Below are 26,074 nucleotides of genomic sequence, written 5' to 3'. Positions count from 1 at the left end.
AAATTCCTTCGACGAAATACCGGCCGGCAGCTTCCATCGAGGCTACCGGCCGGTATTGTTTTGCCCCACGGACGTTTCGCCGAATGCACCCACCATCAACCTTGCGTTCATGCGGCGCTGCTTTGCTGTGCCGGACACCACCTGATCACGCGTGGATTCCGGACATTGTCCGTAGGTACAACCCGGACACACTCCATCGGGTTGCCGCGATCTCCAAGACCGGCGCCGACGTGGTGTCCCTCATGGAAATCGAAAACTCCGCCCAGTTCGGCAAGGACCGCGACGACGCCCTGGCCAAACTGGTGGACGCCCTCAACATCGCGACTCCCGGCATCTGGGACTATGTGCGCACGCCAGCCAACGCTCCCCCGCTGGCTGACGAGGACATCATCCGCACCGCGTTCATTTTCAAGAAAGCCCTTGCCGAACCCGTGGAAGAGTCCATCATCCACAACGACAGCGTCGCCTTCGCGAACGCCCGCAAGCCGCTGGCCCCAGTGTTCAAGCCGGTGGGTGCCGGGGACGACGAGAAGTTCATCGCGATCGCCAACCACTTCAAGTCCAAGGGTTCGGCAGCAACGCCGGATGACACGGACAAGGTTTTCCTGATCGGCGACTTCAACTCCTACGCCCAGGAAGACCCGATGAACGTCTTCACGGACGCTGGCTACGTCAACCAGGACGGCAAAGCGAAGCACGCCGACGGCTCCGCGAAGCACTCCTACCTGTTCGGCGGCCTGGTGGGTTCACTGGACCACATCCTGGCCTCCCCGGGCGCCGACGCAGTGGTCACCGGGGCGGACATCTGGAACATCAACTCCGTAGAGTCCGTGGCGCTGGAGTACAGCAGGTATAACAACAATGTGACCAACTACTATGCGCCGGACCAGTACCGCGCCAGCGACCACGATCCTGTGGTGGTGGGCCTGGACCTGCCTGCCGGCCCGGTCACACCGGCCAGCGTTGAGCTGACCTTCCTGGGCATCAACGATTTCCACGGCCGCATCGACACCAACACGGTGCTGTTCGCCGGCACCATCGAGAAGCTGCGCGCCGCCGCCCCCGGGGCCACGGCCTTCCTGTCCGCGGGCGACAACATCGGCGCGTCACTGTTCGCCTCGGCCGTTGCCAAGGACCAGCCCACCATCGATGTGCTGAACGCGCTGGAACTGGACGCTTCCGCCGTGGGCAACCACGAGTTCGACGGCGGCTGGGCGGACCTGCGCGACCGCGTCATCGCGGGCGGCACCAACGCTACGTTCCCGCTGCTGGGGGCGAACGTTTACAAGAAGGGAACCACCGAACCGGTCCTGCCGGAATTCACGGTGCTGGACATGGACGGCGTGAAGGTTGCCGTCATCGGCACCGTCACCCGGGAAGTCCCGTCCCTGGTGACACCCGCCGGCATCGCCGATCTTGACTTCGGCGATCCCGTGGACGCGATCAACCGCGTGGCTGCCAAGATCACGGCGGAGAACCTCGCCGACGTGATCATCGCCGAAAACCACGACGGCGCCGGGTCAGGGACGCCCGACGGCGCCACCCTTGAGCTGGAAGTCGCAGCGGGCGGCCCGTTCGCGAAGCTGGTCACCGAAACCTCGGCCGACGTGGACGCCATCTTCACCGGCCACACGCACAAGGAATACGCCTGGGACGCACCGGTCCCCGGGGCCGACGGCAAGACCCGTCCGATTGTCCAGACCGGCAATTACGGCGAGAACATCGGCCAGATCCAGCTCACGGTGGATACGGCCACCAAGGAAGTGACCGCGTCGAAGGCCGGGAACGTCAAGCGGACCACGGACTTGGCCACTGACCTCGTGAACGCTTACCCGCGGGTTGCAGCGGTTGATGCCATTGTGCGGAAGGCCCTGGCCGAAGCAGCCGCGATCGGCAACCAGCCGGTCGGGGCGCTGACCGCAGATATCACCACGGCGTTCACCGCGGACCCCGCGGGCGGACCGGCCAAGCGTGATGACCGTGCCAGCGAATCGACGCTGGGCAACCTGGTGGCCGACTCCCTGCTGGAGTCGCTCCAGCATGCCGAGCTGGGCGGCGCGGAAATCGGCGTCGTCAATCCCGGCGGCCTCCGCAACGAGCTGTACTACGCCCCGGACGGCACCATCACTTACGCGGAGGCCGACTCGGTCCTGCCGTTCGTGAACAACCTGTGGACCACGTCCCTGACTGGCACGCAGTTCAAGGCCCTCCTGGAGCAGCAGTGGCAGACCAACGCCGACGGCACGGTCCCCAGCCGCGCTTTCCAGCAACTGGGCCTCTCCCAGAACGTCAACTACACCTACGACGCAACCCGCGCCGCAGGTGACCGGATCACCTCCATCCGGGTGGCCGGCGCGCTGATCGATCCGGCGAAGTCCTACCGGATCGGGACGTTCAGCTTCCTGGCCACCGGCGGCGACAACTTCCGGGTCTTCAAGGAGGGAACCGGCACCAAGGATTCAGGGCTGGTGGACCGGGACGCCTGGATCAAGTACCTGCAGGGTCACAACCCCGTGTCGCCGGACTTCGCCCGGCGGACGGTGGCCGTGGTGAACACCACAGCCACCGAGGTCAAGGCCGGGGACGGCATCACGCTGGCGGTCGCCAAGCTGGACCTCACCTCGCTGGGCAGCCCGGTCAATACTTCGCTGGCTGCGGCGTTCACCGACAGCGCCGGGACTGTGACGGACCTTGGCACGGTGCCGGTGTCGGCCGGTGCAGCCGCCGTGAATCTGGCCGTTCCTACCGGCGCTGCTTCAGGATCGGGCACCCTGGCGCTCACGGCCGCCGAGTCCGGCACCGTGGTGAAGACGGCTGTCCAGGTGGCTGCCAGCGGACCGGTTCCGCCGGTCTGCACGGCACCGGTGGCGCCCACCAAGTGGTACGACATCCTGGGCTGGATCCGTTACGGCACTGCCTGGATCCAGTACCAGCAGTGGCTGCGCGGCTAAGCGCGGGCCAGCATAAGCAGAGGTGCCCCTCCCCGACTGAACCAGTGGGGAGGGGCACCTTCCGTTAATGGCCACGATTAATGCTCAGGCAGGCTGTGGCACCCGTTCAAAGGAGTTGGCCGGGACGGCCAGGCCAAAGTGCTCGCGGAGCGTCCGCCCGGTGTACAATCGGCGGGGTCAGCACCACCGTGACCTACGATCCGGCCTCCAACGTGACCAGCTTCACCGACCCGACCGGCACTGTGGGCTACCGCTACGACAACGCCGACCGGCTCACCGCCCTGGCCGAACCCGGCGGATCCTGCCCCGTGACCCCGGCCTTCCCCAACAGCACCAAATGCACCGGCTTCACCTACGACGACAAGAACCGGCGCACCGGAACCACGTACCCGAACGGCGTGAAAAACACCACGGTCTACGACAACTCCGGCAGGATCACCTCCATCACCGCGACCAACACCGCCACAGCCATCCTTGCCAAACGCGCCTACACGCACACCACCTGGGGCACCGCCCCGGTCCGCGACGGCGCCTTCCGAAAGACCATGACCACCGAGACCGGCCAGGTAACGACCTACAGCTACGACGCCGTGAGGCGTCTGACATCCGCCGTCACCGGCGCGGTCACCGAATCCTGGACCTACGACCTCAACGGCAACCGTCTCACCGACGCCAAAACCGGGACCCCCACCGTCCATTCCGCCTACAACGCCGCGGACCAGCTCTGCTGGTACGCCAGCACCTCCGGGGACTGTTCAGCTCCGCCTGCAGGAGCCACCAACTATTCATATGACGCCAACGGCAACAACACCGGTGGTGGCTCCGCCACGAACCTGACCTACAACGTGTTCGACCAATTCACCTCCGGCACGAACGGCACCACCGTGACGAACTACACCTACGCCGGAACACGCAACGATGAACGCCTCACCGCCGGCTCAACCTCGTTCCTCAACGGCTCCCTGGGCATTACGCAACTCACCAGGACCGGCGGGACAACCTCGTTCATCCGGGACCCCGACGGGAACCTCATCAGCATGCGCGACGCTTCCGGCGCCAGCTACTACTACACCACCGACGCCCTCGGCTCCACCATCCTGCTCACCGACAGCGCCCAAGCCAAAGCCGCCACCTACAGCTACGGCTCCTGGGGAGAGAACACCGGAACCACCGGGACCAAAGCAGCAACCAACCCCTGGACCTACGCCGGCGGCTACAACGACACCACCAGCAATCGCATCAAATTCGGTGCCCGCTACTACCACCCCGCCCGCGGCCGCTTCACCCAACCCGACCCCTCCGGACAAGAATCCAACCGCTACGCCTATGCGGGCTGCAACCCCGTCAACACCACCGACCCCACCGGGCTTGGACCCCTGTGTGACGCTTTCAATGACATCAGCAACGTGATGTTCATCGCGAATATTGGCGCTAACATTTTCTGGGCCGTCCTTAAGGATCCGAGGTGGCAGCTCGCTACATGGCTCACAGGCGGATTGGGCTTTATTTATGCCTATAACGCACTCTTCTTCTACTGCCCTCTAGGGTTGTGACATGTACTTGGCGACCATGTTGACGATGGTGGGCATCCTTCTGGGCGCGATAACCACGGTCTATCTGACGAAAGACCCGCCCATCAAGGGCAAACCATACAGCCGGAAACAGAAACTCATGATGATCCCCCTCTTTCTGAGTATTTGTTGCCTCATCGCTGTGTTGTTTATCAGACTTGAAGGGTGACCCCTCCAGCCATCTTCAGTGGTGGCGTCCTGCAAGGCGCGGCACCGTCCACACACCGCCCTCCGAAGACTTCCCACGCCAGGCCAGCCGCCTATTGACAAGCGCAAGACCGACGGATGCACTTAGCCCATGGCATCCGTAGAGACTAACGCCAGACTCCGGATCCCTCTCGCTCTGGCAGTCATCGCCCTCGCCGCCGCTTCGCTTTTTATGATCTGGCGCCCGGAGATCGAGCTTTGGTTCAAGATCAGCGGGAGCCTGCTGTGCGCCATCCTGCTTCTATGGGCCGCCATGATCCTGGGCGGAAAAACCAAATCCGGCACGCTGCTCCTAACCCGACGACGCTGGAAGTATTTCACCATCGTCGGCGCCGTTGTGGCCGTGACGATCACGGTCGCGGTCATCGCCATCCTCGCAGCACAGCCGGATCGCTACTCCCCGCTGCTGTCCCCGTTGGTGCAGATGCTCCTGGGTTTGTTCGTTGCCTATCTGTACGAACCGGAAGGCCTTCCCCTGTTCAAGGCACCAGATCTAAGCGACCGTGATGCCAGATCCTGGAAGAGAGCTGCCATCGTCTTAGCGATTATCGGTATCAGTCTCGGCTGCATCGCCGTCATCGCCGGAGCGGCCGGTAACACCTTCGCCCTGCCGCTCCTCCTGCCGATTGCAATTATGCTCCTGATCATCGCCGCCGCCCTCTGGACGATACTCAGGACGAGAAAGCGGCACCGAGCGAACCCCTAGTCAAATGGATGGGCGCCGGAACCTGTGTCACGCCAGCACGGCGGACTGTTCCACTTCCTTGGTTCTATGGGGGTCCCATCGCCTGTGGTGGACTGTGGCACAAGCTTGATCGCTTGCTTGGTGGACGACGGGTTCTCTCCGTGTGTCGGTCAGGGGTTCGTCGTTCTGGCGGCCATGATTGGCATAGGAGATGACCATGCGAACTTTTCCGGTCGATCGGCGGTGCGGTCGTGCCTGCGGTCCGCGGACCGCGGCGGATCAACTGTGTGCTCGCGGGGGTACGGGGTTTTCTGTCCTTCGCGGTGGATCACGGCGACGCTCCGAGAGGGGTGCTTGGTCATCTCTATGAGCTTGCCGATAGCCAGGATCTGCCGGCTGAGGCGCGCGGCGAGGACGGCGTCTGGAGGCTGCGGATGAAGGCCCGGCACCGGGTTCCGGCCATCAGGCAACGGCCTGATCGGGCCCGCGATGACGCAGTCCTCGCATTGCTGCGGGCGTGCCTCTCGGCGCGCGACCGGTTGCTGGTGATGCTGCTCGCGCGGGCGGGGTTGCGTCGCGGCGAGCTGGTTGGACTGCGGCGTGAGGACGTCCATTTCCTGGTCGACTCATCATCCTTGGGCTGTAGCTTCCCCGGATCTCACCTGCACGTGGTGCGGAGGCAGAACACCAACGGCGCGTGGGCAAAATCGCGGCACTCCCGGATCGTCCCGGTGGATTCCGTGGTCGTGTATGCCCACGACCAGTACTTCACCGAGAGAGCCACGAATACCGCGGCAAGTGAGAGCGATTTCGTCTTCGTGAACCTGTTCCGGGCGCCAATCGGCGCGCCGATGACTCCCGCTGCGGTAAACGAACTGCTGGCCGCGGCCTCCCGCCGCGCGGGTCTGAATCCGGCGGTGCACCCACATGCGCTGCGTCATGGGTTTGCCAGCAACGTCCTGGACGCCGGCGGGAGCATCGACGAGGTCCAAGAGCTCCTCGGCCATGCCTCGATCAGCTCGAGCCAGGTGTATCTCCATCCGGCACCGGAGCGGTTGCGGGCTGCGGTGGAGCGGGTAGCCCAGGCCGCCACGTCACCGGGAACGTGACCAGGTGACCGCAGTGCCGGCTCGTGCGCTGGTCACGTCGACACACGAGGACCAGCTGGAAGCAGAACAGGCCAAGGACATCTGGGCGATGTCCCTGTTTGGCCACAGCGGGCGGTTGGACTTCACCGCGATCAGCCAACCCTGGTTACGCGAAGGCGCGAAACGGTGGGCGATACACGACCTGATACGTCGCCGGGGCGAGGGCGTCACCACGGTGCTAAGAGCTCACGTGGCGGCATTGGCCGGTCTATCAGAGAGCCTGCGCGCCCATCGAAGCGACCGCGGCCTGGTCATCCGCGAGCTCGGCCGCCCTGACATCGAGTTGTTTCTGCAGCGACTCGCCTACCTGGAGCACTGCGACAAGATCACCGCGTTATCCCGGTCCCTGAACTGTCGGAAGGCTCATCACGCGCTGCGTCAGATGCGGCTGCTCGGCCTGACCCGGGCCGGTGACCCACTCAGCGGGCTGCCTGACGACTTCGCGTTCCGCCGCGAGGACATTCCCGAACACCCGGACCGGCAGACTCCAAACCGGGCGCTGCCGCCCGAGATCCTCGCTCAGCTCTGCGATGCCCTGCCACTGCTTCGCACCCGCGCGCCCAAAGGGCTGGCCGTTGCGATCGAGTTGCTCATCGACACAGGCCGCCGACCCGGTGAGATCCTGAACCTGCCCTGGGACTGCATAGACCGCGATCACGACGAGAACTATGTCCTGGTCTACGACGACCTCAAGAACAACCGGCCGGGCCGGCGGCTTCCGATCACCCAGGCGACCGCGGAGTTGATCATCGCCCAACAGCAAGCAATCCGGGAGCGGTTCCCGGACAGCAACTCGGCGTCGCTGGTTTTGCTGCCCTCGGACCCGGAAGACCCGGACGGCCGACGTGCGATGGCCCGGCATCGCATCGGCCGGGCCCACCGCGGCTGGCTCGCTGCGCTGCCGTCTCCTCTCCGGCGCTCCGACGGCAGCAGCTATGACCTGACCACGATCACGCCCTACTCCTATCGACACACCTACGCGCAACGCACGGCAAGCACGTCTGGCGTGACGCTCAGGCTTTACTCGACGAAGAGCATGCGCGCCACGCGCTCGGCCAAGTATCGGTGCCTTACGGCAACTGTCACGAACCCTCGAACGTCCAAGCAGGGGGTGGCGCCTGTCCATTCCGGTTTCGCTGCGTCGGCTGCGATCACTTCCACACCGATCCCTCGCACCTGCCCGAGTTGAAGGCCTACCTGCACGACCTGCTCCGTGACCGCGAACGCGTGCTGGCAACCACCGATCTCGAAAACTGGGCCAGAACAGAAGCTTTACCGTCAGAGGAGGAGATCCGCAGGGTGAAAGAACTCGTGCACCGTGTCCAAGAGCATGTCGAACAGCTAACCCCCGCCGAACGAGCCGATATCACCGCCGCCATTTCTGCCGTTCGGCGCACCCGCCAAGTAACCAGCCTGGGTATGCCAGCCATCAAGCGCCTGCCCGATCTCAGTGTGGGACTGGAGAGACCGTGAACAACAACACCAATGGCATCGCCGCGGCCCGGCAAGCCCACAGCACAAGATGCCGTCAACGTGTTCTCGCCGCACTTGAGCAAGCTGTCCATCTGGGCACCGAAATCAGCATCTCCGCGATCGCCCGCCGCGCCGGGGTGGACCGCAGCTTCCTCTATCGCCACCGCGACCTGCACGCAGCGGTGCTCGTCAAGGCCGCCGAACCGACCACCGCAAGGACCGGAGGACCGAGCGTCAGCCGGCCATCCCTCATTGCCGACCTGGCCAACGCTCATGACCGCATCACCCGTCTGTCCCGCGAAAACACCCAACTCCGCCAGCGTCTGTCCGAGCATCTCGGCGAACGGGTGTGGCGAGAGTCCGGCCTCGGTGCCCCGACGATGTCGACCGTCTCCACCGCCGCGTCACCGAGCTGGAACAACAGACCGCAGAACAACGCCGGCAACTCTCAGAAAACGACGACGAGCTCCACGCGACACGGGCCACCAACCGCGAGCTGATGACCCGGCTCAACCGGCCACACTCCGACGGGTGTAATCACTAGGACCACACCTGTGGCCCACGTCAGAGTGGCGCCCGACGACGCCTGACCTGCACAAACGAAGTCTGTTCCTTGCCGGAGTCCCGTCGGACCCCGAGAGAACCTTGGAATTGGGACAGTCTGCACCGGAACTCATTTCTCGAAACTTCACTCGATGTCCGAAACCGCTACCGGTACTGTCGAATCCGGAAAGCCCACTGGTCCCCCATCTCGTGGCTTTCTTTGTGCCACATCCGCGTCTCATTTCCTTCGATATTCCACGGTCGGGCAGCAGCACCTCCCGTGATGGCAGAATTATCTCGCCGTGCCCACGACACCGTCAGTAGCCGCGGCTGAAGGCCGCAGCTAAGCTGGAATCCGTCACCCTTTTGAGCGTTGCCGTGCTTCGGACGGGAAAGCATCATGCTCAAGTTCCTGCTGTGCAAGACGAATCTGCGCCACCAGTGGCATATCGAAACCACCGAGGATGGCGGCCGCTACAGGCGCTGCACACGTTGCGGTAAATAGAGTTCCTGGCCGTCGGCCTGGTCCTGTTCTTCATCAAGAAGCAGGCCAAGGTCAACCTCGAAGCACCCAAGGATGAGGACCTAACCGGGGTCCGCTGACAAGCAAGCAAAAGGCGGGGTCCACTGGACCCCGCCTTTTGTTCTCCTAAGTGGTGCTCTGGTCGCCTCGGCGAAATCCCCTAGCCCTATTGCGCGTCTTTACCGGTGTCCGCGCTTTTACTCTTCAGGTTCAACGGGGACGCCACCTTTCGATACGCAGACATCCGGACCCGACACGGTGCGGCATGGCGTCTGAGCATTCGGCACGCCAGCATCGTGCCGGCCGAGTGACCCGTAGATGGGACGACTGTTCGGCGCGCTGAGGCCTGAAGCTGGTCCAGCTGCGATTACCTACGGTTGTTGCAGTTGGAGCACCAGCGTTGGTGGGGTCGTAGTCTCTCTGGAGCCGAAGTCGGCCCCGTCGCTGCTGGTGGTGTTGATGCCAAGCGACAGGATGCCGCCAAGCTCACCCTGAAGGGCTGACGCAGACAGTGGCACTGCATAACCGGTGTTCCCTGTGACCGGTCCGACACTGCCCAGCACACTGCTGCCCAAAGCCGGCCTTGTGCTGTACATGAGGCCGCTCTCAGTCCACGCGTCTTCCGTAACCAACCTGACGTTCTGCGTACCCGTTGAGCCGCTGGTCGTCGCCCGCAGTTGGAGCTTCGCGCTTACGATCGTCTTTCCTGCGAGTCCCGACAAATCAAACTTCAGGTAGGCATTCTCCACCGGGCTGTTGTCCACTGCGAGCTTCGGCGCCGTCCCGTAGTTCGTCGTCGCCGCCGCGCTGGAAACATAGGCGTCCGCTGTCGGCGCCAACGTCACCGTCACCGAGGGCGTCGTAGCCGCGGCTGTAGTGAAAGTCCACGTCTTAGCGATGACTGTGTTGCCGGAGGAATCTTTCGCTCCGGTGACCCTCGCGGTGTACTGCGTACCAGGATTGAGATTGGCGGTGGGATCCAATGTGGCGGTGTTGTTGCTGAGGTTGACGACCGCATCCACAGGAGTGGTTGAAGTTCCCTCGGCCAGCGTGAACGTCGTCCTGTTGACCGTCGTCGAGTCCATGGCCTCCGAAAACGTAGCCGTGACATTTCCGGTGACCGCTGCGTCTGGTGCATTCTCTGCCGGAGTCACTGAGGTCACCGTGGGTGCGGTGGTATCCTCCGGTGGCGTCCCCGTGCCCGATCCTAACTGGAGCACCAGCGTTGGTGGGGTCGTAGTCTCTCTGGAGCCGAAGTCGGCCCCGTCGCCGCTGGTGGTGTTGATGCCAAGCGACAGGATGCCGCCAAGCTCACCCTGAAGGGCTGACGCAGACAGTGGCACTTCATAACCGGTGTTCCCTGTGACCGGTCCGACACTGCCCAGCACACTGCTGCCCAAAGCCGGCCTTGTGCTGTACATGAGGCCGCTCTCAGTCCACGCGTCTTCCGTAACCAACCTGACGTTCTGCGTACCCGTTGAGCCGCTGGTCGTCGCCCGCAGTTGGAGCTTCGCGCTTACGATCGTCTTTCCTGCGAGTCCCGACAAATCAAACTTCAGGTAGGCATTCTCCACCGGGCTGTTGTCCACTGCGAGCTTCGGCGCCGTCCCGTAGTTCGTCGTCGCCGCCGCGCTGGAAACATAGGCGTCCGCTGTCGGCGCCAACGTCACCGTCTGAGGCGCGGACATATCGATTACCCAGGTTCGCTCCGCAGGAGTTGGATCGGAGTTGCCAGCCGCGTCGGTCGCTCGCACCGCGAAGACGTGCGAGCCAACTGCGAGATCAGCGTAATTCTTCGGCGACGTACATCCCTCGAAGGCACCCCCATCCAAGGCACACTCGAAAGTCCCAGGCTCCGTCGCAGTGAAGGTGAACTCAGCCGAAGTGCTGCTAATCGTCCCTGATGGACCACCTGAAATCGAGGTATCGGGCGGTGCGGTATCCGGTCCGGGGTCTCCTCCTCCGCCCACTGCTCCTATTTGACGGGGGTCAAAAGTGGTGTCCACAAGCAGCCGAGGGCTGAAAGCATCGGCAATTCGCTGCCAGGAGACAAGCTTGTGATTTTGGTTACCACTGTTGCCGTTGCCCGCATTGGTGTTGTTGTGGTCCTGGCTGGTGAAAAGTCCAGCGGGATAGGAAGATCCAAGTGGGAAATTGGTGACATCAATCCCGTCTTGACCATTCACACCGTCGACGCCGCCTCCATCGATGATCTTGAAGGAGCCGACGAAGGCGTTGTCACCGCGGTTGTAGATGACGAAGTTGGATCCACCCTGGCTCGACACAATCAGATAACCGGTCCCCTGCCGACCATAATAAATGGCGGAATTCTTGACGTTCTCCACTATTCGTCCACCGGTTGCCACGGTGCGATCCACGAGTGACCGGGTTGAACCGTCCCCCGGCTCAGCTCCGTACCGCCACAAGCCGACTTTCTCCTCGGACACATAGACACGTTGCAGCTCATCATCTGCCGAAATGCCTTCGGAGCTGTCGCCGTTGTCGAAAGAACGCACGGCAGTCCCTCGAACCGATCCATTGGAGCCGTCCAGCTCGAACTGGGTTACCACATTCGTATTGAAGTCATGCACAAAGGCGTAATACTTCCCAGAGACTGGGGAGTGATACATTCCGAAGCCGCGAGGCCTACCTGGAGTGCTGATGCGCCCCACCTCTGTCAGGGACCGATCCGCGACGTTCACCTTGTAGAATCGAACGCCGGTCGACTCCACATTCCTCTCCGTCACGCCGACGAGGGCGATGCGCTCACTGCCCAACGGAAAGTTGTACCGGAGATCGACGTTGTTCATACTGCCGTGCGGGTAGAAATGTAACTGGCGCCCCGACAGGTCGTAGACCCCCACGCCTCCGGTACTTAATTTGTCCGTACCGATCACCACGCTCTGCGACGGATCCGTTGGGTGTATCCAGATCGCGGTGTCGTCTGCCGCGTCACTAGAGCTCGGAACGGGTGTTGTCTCTGCCGACGGAGTCACGAGGACGTCCGCCGCATGCGCTTGCGGGGCGATGAGTACGTTGAGGCCTGCGAGGGCGGCAGCTAAAACCGCGACAAGCAGTAGCCGGAGCAGCGTGGGAGCGTGGCGCAAGGATCCGCCAGCCGCCTGCGTGCGTCGAACACTAACAGTGTGAGCCATGGATTTCCTATCCGTTGGCCGGTGCGCTGCACGAAGGCACCGGACGTCCGATACGGACGCCCCCAGCAACATTCCGCGCCGTAGATGAAGCCTACCCGCGGCCGGACCAGCCCAGAATAAGGCCAGGTACCCGAATATCGGCTGGCACTACCTGATTTTCTGCCCCCGGTACTTGGTTGCTGGCTTGAGAACTACGCCGAACACGGGCACGTCGACTCATACGTTCACACCGAATCCCAGCACAGCGGGCAGACCGATCTACTCATCATCGACGAAGCCGACCGGCTCAAGACCACCGGCCTCAAGCAAGTCCGCGACTTCTACGACCGCCACAGCATGGGCGTCATCCTAATAGGCATGCCCGCCATCGAGAAACGCCTCGCTCGCTATCCCCAGCTCTATAGCCGCATAGGCTTCGCCCACGAGTACGGGCGACGAACTCGCCGCTGCTGTGGCACAAAGCCTCCCCGGGCCCGACCCAGATGACGCTGGACTCGCACACTCCGCAGCCCTCGCCGCGATCGTCCGCGCGACCAACTGACACCGGAAGCTGTTGACGCCGCCCAGGAAGCCCTCCTCATCGGACACTGAACACGGCGGTAATCACGAAACGTCCGCGATCTGCAGGTTGCTTCACGATTCCCCGAAGGCACATTGCCCGGATGGGATACTACGCAGCCAATCGCCCGGTGAGGATCTTCGCCTTCATCCGAGTTCAGCTTCCATTGTGTCCGTAGAGCGTTCGGCTAGGGGGCGGCCGGGGGTGACATTTATCGCTGCGGAAACCCCGCCATTCATCGCTGCGATTCACAGGCTCAGGGGCAGTTATCTGGACAAAAACTCAGGGGACGTATGGACGAATATTTCGTCGCGGCCGGGATCCTCAGTGCCCGAGGATCGCCTGCGCGATTTCGTCGGCGTCGCGGAGCGTCCGCTGCCCGCTGGCGTATGTGGGGCCGCCCGGCTGGACTGCTTCCGCGGCGATGGCCGTGCCCCATTGCGTGGCCGAGAGTTGGAGGCCCAGCACATAGAGACCGTCGGTGACCGAGCCGTTGGCCGCCACCGGCCGGTACGGGTGCGGCGCAACGTCGAGCCCGGTGGCCTGGACCGGCGCACCTTCCGCCGTCATCATCAGCCGGGGCCGCACCATCCCGTCCGCGAGGAGCTGTTCCAGCAGCGGTGAATCGTTCGCGGACACTCGGTTCGCCGGCGCGAGGGCCTCCACCATGGTCTTCGCGGCCACCGGCGGACCGTTCACCCAGGGCGAGACTGCGGTGAAACGGCCGGACCGGCGGTCCACGCTGAACCGCGGATCGGGTCCCACGAAGCTGACCACGCCGGCGCGCGCCAGGGCCGCCAGCTGTTCAGCGCGCAGCGCGGGCGGGCCACTGGCCAGGCCCTCCACAAACGACTCAAACCAGCCACGCAGGCCGGCCACCCAGGACTCATCGGTGATGCCGCCGTCGGCCACTGCCGTTTTCAGCACCGCGCGGCCATGATGCAGGGCGCCGATGGCCATCTTCACCGGATCCTCCTCGCCGAGTGCGGAGCGGCGGGCGTCATCCAGCAAATACTCGACGACGGCGGCGTCCAGTTCAGCACGCGACGCGAAGGACTTGCCCGCCAGGGGAGACGCGAGACCTGGCAGATCCAGCCGGTGCCGCGGCCCGACGTGCACGGCAAGGACGCTCTCCACCGCCGCCTCCCAGTTGGCGGCACTGTGGGCATGCGGCCGCAGCGCCTCCTCCAGCGCGGCCAGGAACGCGGACGCGTCGGGGACGGCCGCCGGCTGCGAGCGCACCAGGGTGGAGTAGTAGGCCCAGAGGGTGTCGCGGTGCAGCAGGGGCCAGAGATCGTGGTCGAAACCCGGGCGGATCCCGGTGGCCGCGAACCGCTCCAGCGCGGCCGCGGTCAGGTACCGCAGGGTGACCGACGCCGGGTAGTAGCCGGCCAGCGCGGCCTTGGCGCGGTACGGGGTGCCGCGGCGGGAGGCGGCAATGATGAGCGGCTCCTGGCCGGACGGCTGATACTCAAGCCGGGGTCCGGCGTCGATGAATTTTCCGCCGCGGCCCTCCGTGAGCTGGCCCATGACGTCGAAGAAGTTCAGCCCCATGCCCCGGACCAGGACCGGGTCGGCGGCCGGAACCGCGGCCCAGTCGACGTCCGCCGGGACGGCCGGCGGGAAGTAGCTCAGGCCCAGCTGGGCGGCCGATGCCCGGAGTTCGCGCTGCTCAGGGTTCAGCCGGGACGCAAGGTGCCCCAAGGCCAGGACCACGGAATCGACCGTGAGGGACCCGCCGCCGGCGAGTCCGACGTCGAACGTTCCGGTACTTGGGGTTGTGCCGCTTGGGGTGCCGTCTTCTGTTGTGCCGTCTTCTGTTGGGCCGCCTCCCGGCGTCCGGGCTGTTCCGTCCCCCGGCGTCCGGGCTGTTCGGTCGCCCGACGGGCGCACCGACACGGCGGTGGTTTCGTGGAACCTGACGGTGACGCCAGCGGGCAGTTTTTCCGTCAACTCGTCCAGCGTGCAGCGCAGGTAGCGGCCGTACAGGGCCCGGCTGGGGAAGTTCCGCGATCCCAACGCAGCCAGTTCGGACCGCTCGTCCGACGTCAGGGACGGCATCGGCTCACGCTGCTGCCGGGCACGCCAGCGGTCGAACGTGGTGCCCGCGACGGGCGGCGCCAGCCGGGAGTCCTCAGGGATGACCGTCGGGTAGAAGGACTGGGTGTTCATGAGGTACAGCCGGGACTGGCCGGGCTGCCACACGTGCCCCGGGCCCGCGGGATAGGGGTCGATGACGTCAATATGAAGGGATGAGGGGCCGGAGTGGGCTGCAGCGTAGGCGGCTGCGTGGGCGAGCAGGCGCTCCAGCACACTGGTTCCCCGCGGTCCGGCGCCGATGATGGCTGTCCGGATGCTCTTCGATTTACCCACGGCATCCAGAGTATCGGCATGCGCCCCGGGCACTTGACTTGCTTGCGGCGCGAAAATGTTGTTTGGATGGGGCGCATGACCACCACTGCAGCTGATCAAGCATCCGGTTCATCGCCCGCCCCCGAACCCACTGATGAGAACGTCTGGCTGGAGGAAATCTACGGCGAGGCGCCGCTTGCCTGGGTCCGCGAGCAGAACGCCCGCACCGAGGACCTGCTGGAAGACGCCGACTACGCGGGCCTGGAAGGACGCATCCTGGAGGTGCTGGACTCCACGGACCGGATCGCCATGGTGGGCAAGCGCGGCGAGTGGTACTACAACTTCTGGAAAGACCAGGCGAACCCGAAGGGCCTGTGGCGCCGCACCACCTGGGAAAGCTACCTGACGGACTCCCCCGACTGGGATGTCCTGCTGGATGTGGATGCGCTCGCCGCCGCCGAAGGCGAAGAGTGGGTATTCCACGGCGCCACGTTCCTGCGCCCCGCCGAAGGGGAACCGTACCGCCTCGCGCTGCTGGCGCTCTCCCCCGACGGCGGCGACGCCAACCGCTACCGCGAGTTCGACGTCGAAACCCGCACCTTTGTTGACCCGGCTGACGGCGGCTTTGACCTCCCGACGGCGAAGGGGAACGTCTCGTGGCTGGACACGGACACGCTGCTGGTCGCTTCCACCGCCGGGGACCTGCCGCGGACCGCCTCCTCCTACGCCCGGACGGCCGTCACCCTGCGACGCGGCGAAGCCCTCTCCGCGGCTGCCCGGCTTTTTGAAGTGCCGGAGGACCACATGATGGCTGTGGTGGCGCACGACTCCACTCCCGGTTTCGAGCGAACCTTCGCCGTGGACTACATCGACTTCTACAACCGCAGCACGTTCATCCGCGGGGACGACGCCTGGCTCGAGATCGACGCGCCGACGGATGTGAACCTCAGCGCGCACCGCGAGTGGCTCCTGTTCCGGCCGCAGCAGGACTGGTCCCTTGAGGGCAGCACCTACCCCGCCGGGTCCTTGTTGGCCGCCAAGTTCGAGGACTACCTCGCGGGCTCACGGGATCTTCTGGTGCTGTTTTCGCCGGATGCACACACGTCGCTGCAGTCCTGGAGCTGGACCCGGAATTTCCTGCTGCTGAACCTTTTGCGGGACGTCTCGTCCGAGATCCGGGTCCTGGATCCGTCCGTGCCCGGCGCTGCGGCCGACGGGGGCGCGACCGGTGGCGGCGCGGCCGACGGGGGTGCCTGGGCTTCTTCGCTGCTGGACGCCTGCCCGCCGCTGCACGACGTCAACGCCTACGCGGTGGACGACGAGGATGAAGGACCGGCCGACGGCGGTGCTGGCGACGACTTCTGGCTGGTCGCCACCGGTTTCACCACCCCCAGCACACTGATGCGCGGAAGCCTCACACGGGATTCTGCCGGGACGGCAGGCTCCGGAGCGGGCGCTGCCGGGACGGCTGGCGTGGTGAGCAGCCATGCGGCAGTCAAGGCGTCGCCGTCGTTCTTTAATGACGACCAGTACGAGGTGCAGCAGCACTTCGCCGTATCCGCAGATGGCACCCGGGTCCCCTACTTCCAGGTGGCCTCGCGGGACCTGGTCCTGGACGGGCAGAACCCCACGCAGCTCTCCGGCTACGGCGGCTTTGAAGTCTCCCGGACCCCTGCGTACAGCGGAACCGTCGGCCGGGCTTGGCTGGAACGCAGGACCGCAACCTCCGGCGGGCCCGGCGAGGCGGCGCACTCCCGCGGCGGCGTCTACGTGGTGGCCAACATCCGCGGCGGCGGCGAATACGGGCCGTCATGGCACCGGGCCGCGCTCAAGGAAAACCGGCACCGTGCCTTCGAAGACTTCGCGGCCGTTGCGCAGCACCTCGTCTCCCGTGGCGTCACGTCACGGGAGCGGCTTGGCTGCGTAGGTGGCTCCAACGGCGGGCTGCTGGTGGGCAACATGCTCACGCGCTACCCGGAGCTCTTCGGGGCTGTCTCCTGTGGCGTTCCACTGCTGGACATGAGGCGTTACACCAGGCTCTCCGCCGGGCACTCCTGGATCGCCGAATACGGCGACCCGGATGTGGCGGCGGAATGGGAGTACATCAAGACGTTCTCGCCCTACCACCTGCTCAAGGACGGCGTGGAGTACCCGGAAACCTTCATCTGGACGGCCACCTCTGATGACCGGGTAGGGCCGGTCCAGGCGCGCAAGATGGCTGCCCGGATGCTGGCGATGGGAATCCCGAATGTCTGGTTCCACGAGGCGCTGGAAGGCGGCCACGCCGGGGCTTCGGACAACCGGCAGGCCGCCGCGCTGCAGGCCCGCAGCCAGCACTTCCTGTGGCGGACCCTGGCAGGCGGCTGATGTCCGGGTTGTCGGTGCGGCGGGCAGTCTCGGCTGACGTGGAACGGCTTGCCGCTGTCCATGTCCGCTGCTGGCAGGAAACGTACCGCGGCATGCTGTCCGACAGTTTCCTGTCCGCCGTGGATCCGGCAGGCCGGCTGGCACTATGGCACCAGCTGCTGGACCGGCCGGACCCCGCCGAGGTGTGGGCAGCGTGCGACGACGGCACTGTGGTCGGATTCGCCGGCACCCGCCGACAGCCCGCTCCCGGCTCCCCGGAGGGCCACCCGCCGCCGTCGTCCGGTGACCTGGAGCTCTGGGGATTGTATTTGTTGGCCTCGCATCAGGGGCTGGGCCTGGGGCGCCGGCTTCTCGAAGCTGCCCTGGGCAATAACGCGGCGAGCCTGTGGGTTGCAGCAGACAACGGCAGAGCCATCGGTTTCTATACCCGCTTCGGCTTTGCTGCTGACGGTGCCGAGGACCGGATCACTGGCTGGGAAAACCTCCGCGAAATCAGGATGGTCCGCCCCGCGCAGCCCGACATCTGAGGTGGACCGCAACCCCGGGCATGGCAGGGCCTGCCAGTTGCCGGCCGTCCGCGGGCTGCCTTGGGCCGGAACCCATGGCCGTTTTGCACTGCGTGCCCGGTTCTGCGTATCCTTGGTGGGCTAGTAATAGCCATTGGAGACGTGCCAGAGCGGCCGAATGGGCTTCACTGCTAATGAAGTGTGGGGCACAACTCCACCGGGGGTTCAAATCCCCCCGTCTCCGCGTTTGGCCCCGGTCCTGGACCGGGGCCTTTTGCGTTCCGAGGGCACATGCGCGTCTGGCTGGCCCCCCAACTAGGTAGCAGTAACTGTCGTTATGGACGCTCACAACGACAGTTACTGCTACCTACATGGGCGGGAGCCTGGGCGTGGTGCGCGCGGGTGCGTGGGCTGGCGGTCCGGGGTGCGGACGCCGGAGGCTCCACCCGGGCCGGCGGTGGCAGGATGGTGGAATGGCAGCAAGCAACGCCCCCGCGACGGAATCCAGCTCACGCCAGGCATGGAATCCCCGCCTGGCGCTACTGGTTGCCGCCACACTCTTTATGGAGTTCCTCGACGGCACCATCCTCACCACCGCCATTCCCAACATCGCCAGCGACTTTGGCGTTCCGGCCGCCGACGTAAACATCACCATGACGGCATACCTCATGACCGTGGCCATGGGCATCCCGCTTAGCGGCTGGCTTGCTGAACGTGTGGGAGCACGCAAAGTATTCTGCTTCGCGATAGGGCTCTTCACGCTCGCTTCATTGGCCTGTGCCGTCAGCCCTGACCTGACGGTGCTGACCGCTAGCCGGATCCTGCAGGGCGCCGGTGGGGCCATGATGGTTCCTGTCGGCACCCTCCTGGTACTGCGCGGCACACCCAAGTCGGAGCTCCTGCGCGCCACGGCCTTCCTGGTGTGGCCCGCGTTGCTGGCGCCGGTATTAGCGCCGCTCGTGGGCGGCGCCTTGACCATGTACCTGTCCTGGCACTGGATCTTCCTCATCAACCTGCCATTGGGGGCGGCCGCCTTCATCGCCGCCCTCAGGCTGGTTCCCCTCGGCGCCGGAGACAGCGCACGCCAGCTCGACTGGCTGGGCCTGCTCCTGACCACCACCGGCGTTGGTGCCCTGGTGGTCGGCCTAGAACTGGCTACGGCGCACCCGGACGGACCATGGGCCGCCGTGAGCGCCGCTGCCGGGGTATGCGCCCTCACCGCCGCCGTGCTGTGGATGCGGCGGGCCAAGAACCCGCTGTTTGACCTCTCGGTTTTCACTACCCGCACTTTCCGGGCCATGGCCACCGGCGGGTTTGTGTACCGCCTGACCATCAGCTCGGTGCCCTTCCTCCTGCCCCTGATGTTCCAGACCGGCTTCGGCTGGTCACCGCTGCACGCAGGAATCATGGTGGCGGCCGTGTTCATTGGCAACATCGGCATCAAGCCGGCCACCACGCCGCTGATCCGACGCTTCGGTTTCCGGGCCATGCTGGTCTTCGGCTCCCTGGCATCAGCGGTGACCTTCGCACTGTGCGCCCTGCTCACACCGGACACGCCGCAGGCCCTGATCTTCGCCCTGCTGGTCTGCAGCGGGGCGTTCCGCTCCATCGGCTTCTCCGCCTACGCGTCGGTGCAGTACGCGGACATCGCACCCGCCCAGCTGACATCGGCCAATTCCGTGTCAGCGACCCTAGTGCAACTCGCCGCTGGCGCCGGCATCGCCGTTGGCGCCCTGCTGATCCGGATTTTCGACGGCGTGGCGGCCTTTCCCGCCGATCATGCCGGCCCGTTCCGTGGAGCCTTCCTCACCATGGCCGTCCTGATGCTCTTCAGTACGGCGGACAGCCTGTCACTGCACCGGCATGCCGGCGCAGAGGTCAGCCAGTCTGGCGGGCCAAAAGTCAGCCGGCCTGGGCAAGCACCAGCGGAAGAACAGCCCCCGCTCCCGCCTGGCGCAGGGCACGTCCAGCCACGGTAACGGTCCACCGGCTGTCCACGAGGTCATCAATCAGCATCACGCCCTGGCCACGAAGTGACGCCATGGCCACCTCCAACTCCGGACCCACCATCACGCGGTCCCAGACACCCGCCAGCCGGTACGCGCTGTTGCCGCCGCGGCTTCCAGTGGGCCCGCCGTGGCCCAGGGCCAGCTCGCCAAGGTAGGGGATCCTGCCGATTTCCGAAATTCCCTGGGCAAGGGACCGGACCAGTTCAGGTTTGCTGCGGGAAGGCATGCTGACGATCGCGGCCGGCCGCCCTGCACCGCTCCAGCCCGGGTTCCGGCCGTCACCGGTAGCCCATTCCCGCAGGACCTGGACACAGGCCTGCAGCATGGCGGGATCCACCGGACGGTCCGCGGCCCCGGCTGCGAAGAGTTCCCGCAGCGCCCCGCCCCAGCCGAGATCAGTAAGCCTGGCCAGCACGCGGCCGTCCGCCAGTCCGTGGTCAGGCTTGATCTTGCCCTTGACCGGAACGCCCAGGCGGTCCATGCCGCTGGGCCACTGCAGCCGTGCCTCCAGGACACCGCCGGCGCGGGTGAGGGTCTGGCCGGCGGCTGCCGTGGCATCCGCGGCGATGTCAGCCCGGAACCAGCGGCCTGCACAGTTGTCGCACCGCCCGCAGGGGTGCGCTGTCTCGTCATCGAGGACCGAGGTGATGTACTCCATCCGACAACCCGCGGTGTCCTGGTAAATCACCATGGAGTCCTGCTCGTCCACCCGGGCCTCGGCGATCCGGCGGTAGCGCTCGGCGTCGTAGATCCAGGGCTGGCCGGTGGAACGCCACCCGCCACCGACGCGTTCAACGGCACCATCCACGGCCAGGACCTTCAGCAGCAGCTCCAGCGGGGTGCGGCGGAGGTCAACCCTGGCCTCCAACGCAACGGTGGACACGGCCGTACCGGCCTCAGCCAACGCCGTCAGCACCGCCGTGGCTTTCTCCTCCGATGGCATGGAAGCGGTGGCGAAGTACTGCCAGATATCCCGGTCTTCAGATCCCGGCAGCAACAGCACGTCTGCGTTCGCCGCGCCGCGGCCCGCACGTCCCACCTGCTGGTAGTACGCCACCGGGGAGGACGGTGCCCCGAGGTGGACCACGAAGCCAAGATCCGGTTTGTCGAAGCCCATACCGAGCGCCGATGTGGCCACCAGTGCCTTGACCTGGTTGTCCTTGAGCAGCTGCTCTGCGCGCTCCCGGTCCGCGGGATCGGTCCTGCCGGTGTAGGCCTGCACCGTGTGCCCGGCTTCGGCGAGAAGCCGGGCCGTGTCCTCCGCGGCGGAGACGGTCAGCGTGTAGATGATGCCGCTGCCGGGCAGATCGGCCAGGTGCGTCAGGAGCCAGCCCAGCCGTTCGCGGGAATTCGGGAGTGCGAGGACACCCAGGCGCAGGGAATCCCGGCCAAGGGTTCCGCGGATGGTGAGGACGCCGGCGCCCAGCTGTTCCTCGATGTCGTGGACCACGCGCGAGTTGGCCGTGGCGGTGGTGGCCAGGACAGGCACGGACTCCGGCAGCTGCGTGATCAGGTCAGCGATCCGCCGATAGTCCGGCCGGAAGTCGTGGCCCCAGTCCGAAATACAGTGAGCCTCGTCAATCACCAGCAGGCCCGTCCGCCGGATGAGCTCCGGCAACTGGTTCTCACGGAAGGACGGGTTGGTGAGCCGTTCCGGCGAAACCAACAGCACGTCGACTTCATCGGCAGCGAGCTGTTCCCGGACGGTGTCCCAGTCAAGCTGGTTTGCCGAGTTGATGGCCACGGCACGCACTCCGGCGCGGGCGGCGGCAGCCACCTGGTCCCGCATCAGGGCGAGAAGCGGCGAAACGATCAGCGTGGGGCCGGCGCCGCGGCGCCGGAGCAGCAGGGACGCCACAAAATACACCGCCGATTTTCCCCAACCGGTGCGCTGGACCACCAAAGCCCGGCGGCCGCCGTCGACCAGTGCCTCAATCGCCTCAAACTGTCCGTCATGGAAATCCGCCGCCGGATGCCCCACAAGTTCCCGGAGAACCGCCAGCGCCTGGCTTTTTGTGGCGGACGGTGAGTCAGGGGAAGCGGAAAGAAGAGCGGCGTTCTGGGTATCGACCATTGATTCAGTATCCCAGCCCCCACCGACACCCATAAAGCCGGGACCGCCGTATGTGGACAACCGTAAACGTCGGTGGCTCCACGTAAGATAAAACCCGTGACTAGCGAACATACAAAGACTTTTGACCTCTCGGCATCCTTCAAGGCCTACGACGTCCGGGGCATCGTGGGTGAATCCATCACCGCTGAAATCGTCGAAGCCGTGGGCGCCGCGTTCGTTGACGTCCTGGAATTGGAGGGCCAGACAGTCCTGGTGGGCGGCGACATGCGCCCTTCCTCCCCCGAGTTCACCAAGGCATTCGCTGACGGAGCAGCCACCCGCGGCGCCAACGTCAAGCTCCTCGACCTCATCTCCACAGATGAGCTCTACTTCGCCTGCGGCTCCCTCAACGCTGCCGGCGCCACGTTCACCGCCAGCCACAACCCTGCCGAATACAACGGCATCAAGATGTCCAAGGCCGGCGCGCAGCCCATCTCCTCCGAATCAGGCCTCAAGGAGATCCAGGCCCTCGCCGAGCAGTACCTCAACCAAGGCTCCATCCCGGCAGCCCCCGAGCGCGGCCTGATCGGCGTCCATGACGTCCTGAAGGACTACTCCGAGTACCTCCGCCAGCTTGTGGATCTTTCCTCGTCCCGCCCGCTTAAGGTGGTTGTGGACGCCGGCAACGGCATGGCCGGCCTCACCACCTCCGCGGTCCTGGGCGACGCCCTGCTGCCCAAGCTCCCGTTCGAGATCATCCCCCTCTACTTCGAGCTGGACGGCTCCTTCCCGAACCACCCGGCCAACCCCCTCGAGCCGGAGAACCTCCGCGACCTGCAGGCCGCCGTCATTAAGCACGGCGCCGATATTGGCCTGGCATTCGACGGCGACGCCGACCGCTGCTTCGTCATCGACGAAAAGGGCGAGCCCGTGTCGCCGTCGGCCATCACCGGCATGGTGGCACGCCGCGAAATCGCCCGCGCCCAGGCGCAGGGCGAGGCAACGCCCACCGTCATCCACAACCTGCTCACCTCCCGTGCGGTGCCGGAACTGGTAGAGCACGACGGCGGACGCGCCGTCCGCACGCGCGTGGGCCACTCCTTCATCAAGGCAGTCATGGCAGAGGAAGGTGCCGTGTTCGGCGGCGAGCACTCCGCGCACTTCTACTTCCGCGACTTCTGGAACGCAGACACCGGGATGCTCGCAGCCATGCACGTACTGGCAGCCCTCGGCGAGCAGGACGGACCGCTGTCCGAGCTCGGCCGCGAGTACGAGCCCTATGTCTCCTCCGGTGAGATCAACTCCGAAATCGAGGACAAGGCCGGAGCCGTCGAGCGCGTCCGCACCGACTTTGCCGCCGAGGACATCACCGTGGACACCATGGACGGCAGCACCTTCACGTCCAATGACGGCAGCTTCTGGTTCAACCTGCGCCCGTCCAACACCGAGCCGTTCCTGCGGCTGAACGTGGAAGCAACGGACCGGGCCACGATGGAAAGCGTCCGCGACCGCGTGCTGTCCAATGTCCGGCGCTAAGCCGGAGGTGGCCCACGAAGCCACGGACGGCCCGGCTACGGTGGCTTCGTGGCGGGATTCCGTTCCGGAGGCCTCGGCCACGGACCTGGAAAACCTGCTGGGCACAGGCGTCGGCGCAGCCCAGGAACAGCTGCAACGGAACGGCGGGTTCCTGCCATTCGCATTGGTAGTGGCGAACGACGGCGAGGTCCGGCTGATGGCGATCACGCCGGCAGATGCCGCGGAGGGTTCAGGGGGCGACTTCGACGCGGATGTGATGATCAGCGACCTCACGGAACTGCTCCGCCAAAACCGGGATGATTTCCGGGCGGCCGCGGTGGTCTGCGACATCCTGCTCGTGGAGGAAAAATCGGACGCCATCCACGTGGCTGCCGAACACCGCGACGGATCGATTTTCGCCGCAGTCCTGCCCTACGCCGCGAACACGGCGACGACCGATTGGGACTTCGGCCAGCTCGCCGCCGACACCAACGAACCCATTATCTGGGTGGACTAGACCGCTCATGGCCCTGAAAATCAACGCCTTCGTCGACGTCAGCCTCCGGGCCCTGATGGTCCTGGCGGCTGCTCCCGGGGCAACCCTCCTCACCACGCAGAACATTGCCGACGCCGTAGCCACGCCGTACAACCACGTCAGCAAGGCGATGGCCAAGCTGCGGGGCCTTGGCCTGATCGAGGTTGAACGCGGCAGGAGCGGCGGGTCCCGGCTCAGTCCTGCCGGCCGCCGCGCCACGGTAGGCCAGGTCCTGCGGGACCTGGACACCCGGACGGACGCCGCCGACTGTGTCGCTCCGGGCGGTGACTGCCCCCTGATCCACGAATGCAAGCTCCGGGCCGCACTCGCCCGCGCCCGCGAGGCCTTTTACCGCGAACTGGACTCAGTGGTCATATCCGAGCTCCCCGGCTCCGCGCAGATGGCCCCCGTCTTCCAGATGATCGGCCTGCGCCCCGGCCTTGAGGCCGCGCCCGTCCCGGTCCGGTAGCCGGGGCACTCGAACTACGCTGGGCCAACGTTTCAGGCCCGTGACGCACCCGATTTGATTCTGATTTCTACGAGGTGTAGAACTTGAGGCATAAATACATGCATTTCAGATGTATGTATTTGCCAGACCGGACGAAGGCCCCGGTCACCAACCTCAGGAGTACGCATGCTCTCGGACAAATCCCGCCCTGTCATTGAGGCCACCCTGCCGCTGGTCGGCTCGCGGATCGGCGCCATCACGCCCAAGTTCTATGCCCGGCTTTTCGCCGCGCACCCGGAATTGCTGGACGGACTGTTCAGCCGCTCCAACCAGCGTTCAGGCAACCAGCAGCAGGCACTTGCCGGAAGCATCGCCGCTTTCGCCACGCACCTGGTCAACAACCCCGGTACCCTCCCGGAAACCGTCCTCTCCCGGATCGCGCACAAGCACGCCTCGCTGGGGATCACCGAGCCGCAGTACCAGGTGGTCTACGAGCACCTCTTCGCCGCCATTGCCGAGGACCTGGCCGAGGTCATCACCCCTGAGATCGCCGAAGCCTGGACCGAGGTCTATTGGCTGATGGCAGATGCCCTGATCAAGCTCGAGAAGGGTCTCTACGCGGCCCAGGCCAACGGCAAGATGTGGACTCCGTGGCGCGTTGCCGCCAAGACGCCCGCCGGCACGGGAGCCATGACCTTCACCCTCGAACCCGCTGACGATACCCCGATCACGCCCGCCCTGCCCGGCCAGTACGTCAGCGTCAAGGTCCAGCTTCCGGACGGCCTGCGCCAGGTGCGCCAATACTCGCTCTCCGACGACGCCGGCACCAGCCGCACGTTCACCACCAAGCTCGACGACGGCGGCGAAGTATCCCCGGTGCTGCACAACGCCGTCGAAGTTGGCGACATCCTGGAGATCTCCAACCCGTACGGCGAAATCACCCTCAAGGATGGCGACGGTCCGGTGGTACTCGCGTCTGCCGGCATCGGTTGCACGCCCACGGCGTCTATCCTGCGGTCCCTCGCCGCGTCACGTTCGGACCGGCAGGTGCTGGTGCTGCATGCGGAAAGCACGCTGGACAGCTGGGCGCTGCGGGACCAGATGACGGACGACGTCGACCGCCTGGACGGGGCCGAACTCACGCTATGGCTGGAGGAACCGCGGGCCGGATCCCACGAGGGGTTTATGTCCCTGCGCGAAGTGGACCTGCCAGCCAACGCGTCGCTGTACCTCTGCGGGCCGCTGCCGTTCATGAAGCACATCCGCAACGAGGCCATCAACGCCGGCATCCCGGCCACCCGCATCCACTACGAGGTCTTCGGTCCGGACATCTGGCTCGCTTCCTAACCACAGACGCGCGAACGGACACTTAAGCCCCGGTGCTTAAGTGTCCTTTCGCGCTTCCGGAGGGGCCCGAAGTGTCCTTTCGCGCAGGGTACGACGGCGGCCCCGCACCTTTCCTGCAAAAGGTGCG

18 protein-coding genes, 1 tRNA gene and 1 pseudogene are annotated in these 26,074 nt (G+C 65.3%); 17 read left to right on the top strand and 3 right to left on the bottom strand.

Annotated features, from left to right (window positions below; genetic code table 11):
• Nucleotides 1–200: 200 nt before the first annotated feature.
• The 8 genes and pseudogenes from AC3IT0_RS03910 to AC3IT0_RS03875 all read left to right on the top strand — a co-directional run.
• Nucleotides 201–2,951 (top strand): annotated as a pseudogene (locus tag AC3IT0_RS03910) (5'-nucleotidase C-terminal domain-containing protein); the annotation flags it as partial.
• A gap of 188 nt (nucleotides 2,952–3,139) precedes the next feature.
• Nucleotides 3,140–4,504 (top strand): RHS repeat-associated core domain-containing protein, encoded by a 1,365-nt coding sequence (locus tag AC3IT0_RS03905; protein ID WP_489322486.1) that lies wholly within the window; start codon nucleotides 3,140–3,142, stop codon nucleotides 4,502–4,504.
• A 1-nt stretch (nucleotide 4,505) separates the two neighbouring features.
• Nucleotides 4,506–4,691: a hypothetical protein gene (locus tag AC3IT0_RS03900; protein WP_489322485.1), complete on the top strand. Its 186-nt coding sequence runs from the start codon at nucleotides 4,506–4,508 to the stop codon at nucleotides 4,689–4,691.
• 129 nt (nucleotides 4,692–4,820) lie between these two features.
• Nucleotides 4,821–5,435: a hypothetical protein gene (locus tag AC3IT0_RS03895; protein ID WP_489322484.1), complete on the top strand. Its 615-nt coding sequence runs from the start codon at nucleotides 4,821–4,823 to the stop codon at nucleotides 5,433–5,435.
• Between the two features lie 329 nt (nucleotides 5,436–5,764).
• A complete protein-coding gene (locus AC3IT0_RS03890; protein ID WP_489322483.1) occupies nucleotides 5,765–6,523 on the top strand; it encodes a tyrosine-type recombinase/integrase in 759 nt (252 codons plus the stop codon).
• 4 nt (nucleotides 6,524–6,527) lie between these two features.
• Entirely contained in the window at nucleotides 6,528–7,751 is a 1,224-nt protein-coding gene (locus AC3IT0_RS03885; protein WP_489322482.1) for a hypothetical protein, read from the top strand.
• Nucleotides 7,748–8,035 (top strand): hypothetical protein, encoded by a 288-nt coding sequence (locus AC3IT0_RS03880; RefSeq protein WP_489322481.1) that lies wholly within the window; start codon nucleotides 7,748–7,750, stop codon nucleotides 8,033–8,035. Before AC3IT0_RS03885 ends, AC3IT0_RS03880 begins: the two co-directional genes overlap by 4 nt.
• The gene (locus AC3IT0_RS03875; RefSeq protein WP_489322480.1) at nucleotides 8,032–8,535 is read left to right on the top strand and encodes a DUF6262 family protein; all 504 of its coding nucleotides are present in this window, start codon (nucleotides 8,032–8,034) and stop codon (nucleotides 8,533–8,535) included. Before AC3IT0_RS03880 ends, AC3IT0_RS03875 begins: the two co-directional genes overlap by 4 nt.
• 937 nt (nucleotides 8,536–9,472) lie before the next feature.
• Here AC3IT0_RS03875 and AC3IT0_RS03870 read toward each other — a convergent pair.
• On the bottom strand, nucleotides 9,473–12,256 hold the full coding sequence (locus AC3IT0_RS03870; RefSeq protein WP_489322479.1) for a phytase: 2,784 nt from the start codon (nucleotides 12,254–12,256) through the stop codon (nucleotides 9,473–9,475).
• Between the two features lie 141 nt (nucleotides 12,257–12,397).
• On the opposite strand from AC3IT0_RS03870, the gene AC3IT0_RS03865 reads away from it, so the two are divergent.
• Nucleotides 12,398–12,742 carry an AAA family ATPase gene (locus AC3IT0_RS03865; protein WP_489323713.1) on the top strand — a complete coding sequence of 115 codons (345 nt, stop codon included), beginning with the start codon at nucleotides 12,398–12,400 and terminating at the stop codon, nucleotides 12,740–12,742.
• 397 nt (nucleotides 12,743–13,139) lie between these two features.
• Here AC3IT0_RS03865 and AC3IT0_RS03860 read toward each other — a convergent pair whose 3' ends face one another.
• On the bottom strand, nucleotides 13,140–15,188 hold the full coding sequence (locus tag AC3IT0_RS03860) for an FAD/NAD(P)-binding protein (protein WP_489322478.1): 2,049 nt from the start codon (nucleotides 15,186–15,188) through the stop codon (nucleotides 13,140–13,142).
• Between the two features lie 75 nt (nucleotides 15,189–15,263).
• Here AC3IT0_RS03860 and AC3IT0_RS03855 point away from each other — a divergent pair, with 75 nt between their 5' ends.
• The 4 genes from AC3IT0_RS03855 to AC3IT0_RS03840 all read left to right on the top strand — a co-directional run bounded on the left by AC3IT0_RS03855 (nucleotide 15,264) and on the right by AC3IT0_RS03840 (nucleotide 20,019).
• Nucleotides 15,264–17,534 carry a prolyl oligopeptidase family serine peptidase gene (locus AC3IT0_RS03855; RefSeq protein ID WP_489322477.1) on the top strand — a complete coding sequence of 757 codons (2,271 nt, stop codon included), beginning with the start codon at nucleotides 15,264–15,266 and terminating at the stop codon, nucleotides 17,532–17,534.
• Complete coding sequence (locus tag AC3IT0_RS03850; RefSeq protein WP_489322476.1) at nucleotides 17,534–18,061, top strand: GNAT family N-acetyltransferase; 528 nt, start codon at nucleotides 17,534–17,536, stop codon at nucleotides 18,059–18,061. The genes AC3IT0_RS03855 and AC3IT0_RS03850 overlap by 1 nt, the downstream gene beginning before the upstream one ends.
• Before the next feature lie 135 nt (nucleotides 18,062–18,196).
• Nucleotides 18,197–18,284: transfer RNA gene (locus AC3IT0_RS03845), tRNA-Ser, on the top strand.
• Between the two features lie 229 nt (nucleotides 18,285–18,513).
• A complete protein-coding gene (locus AC3IT0_RS03840) occupies nucleotides 18,514–20,019 on the top strand; it encodes an MFS transporter (protein WP_489322475.1) in 1,506 nt (501 codons plus the stop codon).
• On the opposite strand, the gene AC3IT0_RS03835 is transcribed toward AC3IT0_RS03840, so the two are convergent.
• Nucleotides 19,943–22,123, bottom strand: a complete 2,181-nt coding sequence (locus tag AC3IT0_RS03835; protein WP_489322474.1) for a RecQ family ATP-dependent DNA helicase — start codon at nucleotides 22,121–22,123, stop codon at nucleotides 19,943–19,945. The two genes, AC3IT0_RS03840 and AC3IT0_RS03835, sit on opposite strands and share 77 nt — an antisense overlap.
• Nucleotides 22,124–22,219: 96 nt before the next feature.
• Between AC3IT0_RS03835 and AC3IT0_RS03830 the strand changes: the two genes are divergently transcribed.
• The 4 genes from AC3IT0_RS03830 to AC3IT0_RS03815 all read left to right on the top strand — a co-directional run bounded on the left by AC3IT0_RS03830 (nucleotide 22,220) and on the right by AC3IT0_RS03815 (nucleotide 25,947).
• Nucleotides 22,220–23,638, top strand: coding sequence for a phosphomannomutase/phosphoglucomutase (locus tag AC3IT0_RS03830; RefSeq protein ID WP_489322473.1), 1,419 nt, complete (start codon nucleotides 22,220–22,222; stop codon nucleotides 23,636–23,638).
• Nucleotides 23,625–24,134, top strand: coding sequence for a hypothetical protein (locus AC3IT0_RS03825; protein WP_489322472.1), 510 nt, complete (start codon nucleotides 23,625–23,627; stop codon nucleotides 24,132–24,134). Before AC3IT0_RS03830 ends, AC3IT0_RS03825 begins: the two co-directional genes overlap by 14 nt.
• 13 nt (nucleotides 24,135–24,147) lie before the next feature.
• Nucleotides 24,148–24,621, top strand: a complete 474-nt coding sequence (locus tag AC3IT0_RS03820) for an RrF2 family transcriptional regulator (protein WP_489323712.1) — start codon at nucleotides 24,148–24,150, stop codon at nucleotides 24,619–24,621.
• Nucleotides 24,622–24,786: 165 nt separating this feature from the next.
• The gene (locus AC3IT0_RS03815) at nucleotides 24,787–25,947 is read left to right on the top strand and encodes a globin domain-containing protein (RefSeq protein ID WP_489322471.1); all 1,161 of its coding nucleotides are present in this window, start codon (nucleotides 24,787–24,789) and stop codon (nucleotides 25,945–25,947) included.
• Nucleotides 25,948–26,074 lie beyond the last annotated feature (127 nt).

The sequence above is a fragment of the Pseudarthrobacter sp. KH_020_B genome, from assembly GCF_057840185.1.
Note: the sequence above shows the minus strand (reverse complement) of the source record. Positions and strands in the feature narration are given on the sequence as shown.

Excerpts from the sequence above, each read along its gene's own strand:
- AC3IT0_RS03870 (WP_489322479.1), bottom strand. The coding sequence starts at position 12,256 with ATGGCTCACACTGTTAGTGTTCGACGCACGCAGGCGGCTGGCGGATCC.
- AC3IT0_RS03840 (WP_489322475.1), top strand. The coding sequence starts at position 18,514 with ATGGCAGCAAGCAACGCCCCCGCGACGGAATCCAGCTCACGCCAGGCA.
- AC3IT0_RS03825 (WP_489322472.1), top strand. The coding sequence starts at position 23,625 with ATGTCCGGCGCTAAGCCGGAGGTGGCCCACGAAGCCACGGACGGCCCG.
- AC3IT0_RS03835 (WP_489322474.1), bottom strand. The coding sequence starts at position 22,123 with ATGGTCGATACCCAGAACGCCGCTCTTCTTTCCGCTTCCCCTGACTCA.
- AC3IT0_RS03850 (WP_489322476.1), top strand. The coding sequence starts at position 17,534 with ATGTCCGGGTTGTCGGTGCGGCGGGCAGTCTCGGCTGACGTGGAACGG.
- AC3IT0_RS03855 (WP_489322477.1), top strand. The coding sequence starts at position 15,264 with ATGACCACCACTGCAGCTGATCAAGCATCCGGTTCATCGCCCGCCCCC.
- AC3IT0_RS03900 (WP_489322485.1), top strand. The coding sequence starts at position 4,506 with ATGTACTTGGCGACCATGTTGACGATGGTGGGCATCCTTCTGGGCGCG.
- AC3IT0_RS03815 (WP_489322471.1), top strand. The coding sequence starts at position 24,787 with ATGCTCTCGGACAAATCCCGCCCTGTCATTGAGGCCACCCTGCCGCTG.
- AC3IT0_RS03895 (WP_489322484.1), top strand. The coding sequence starts at position 4,821 with ATGGCATCCGTAGAGACTAACGCCAGACTCCGGATCCCTCTCGCTCTG.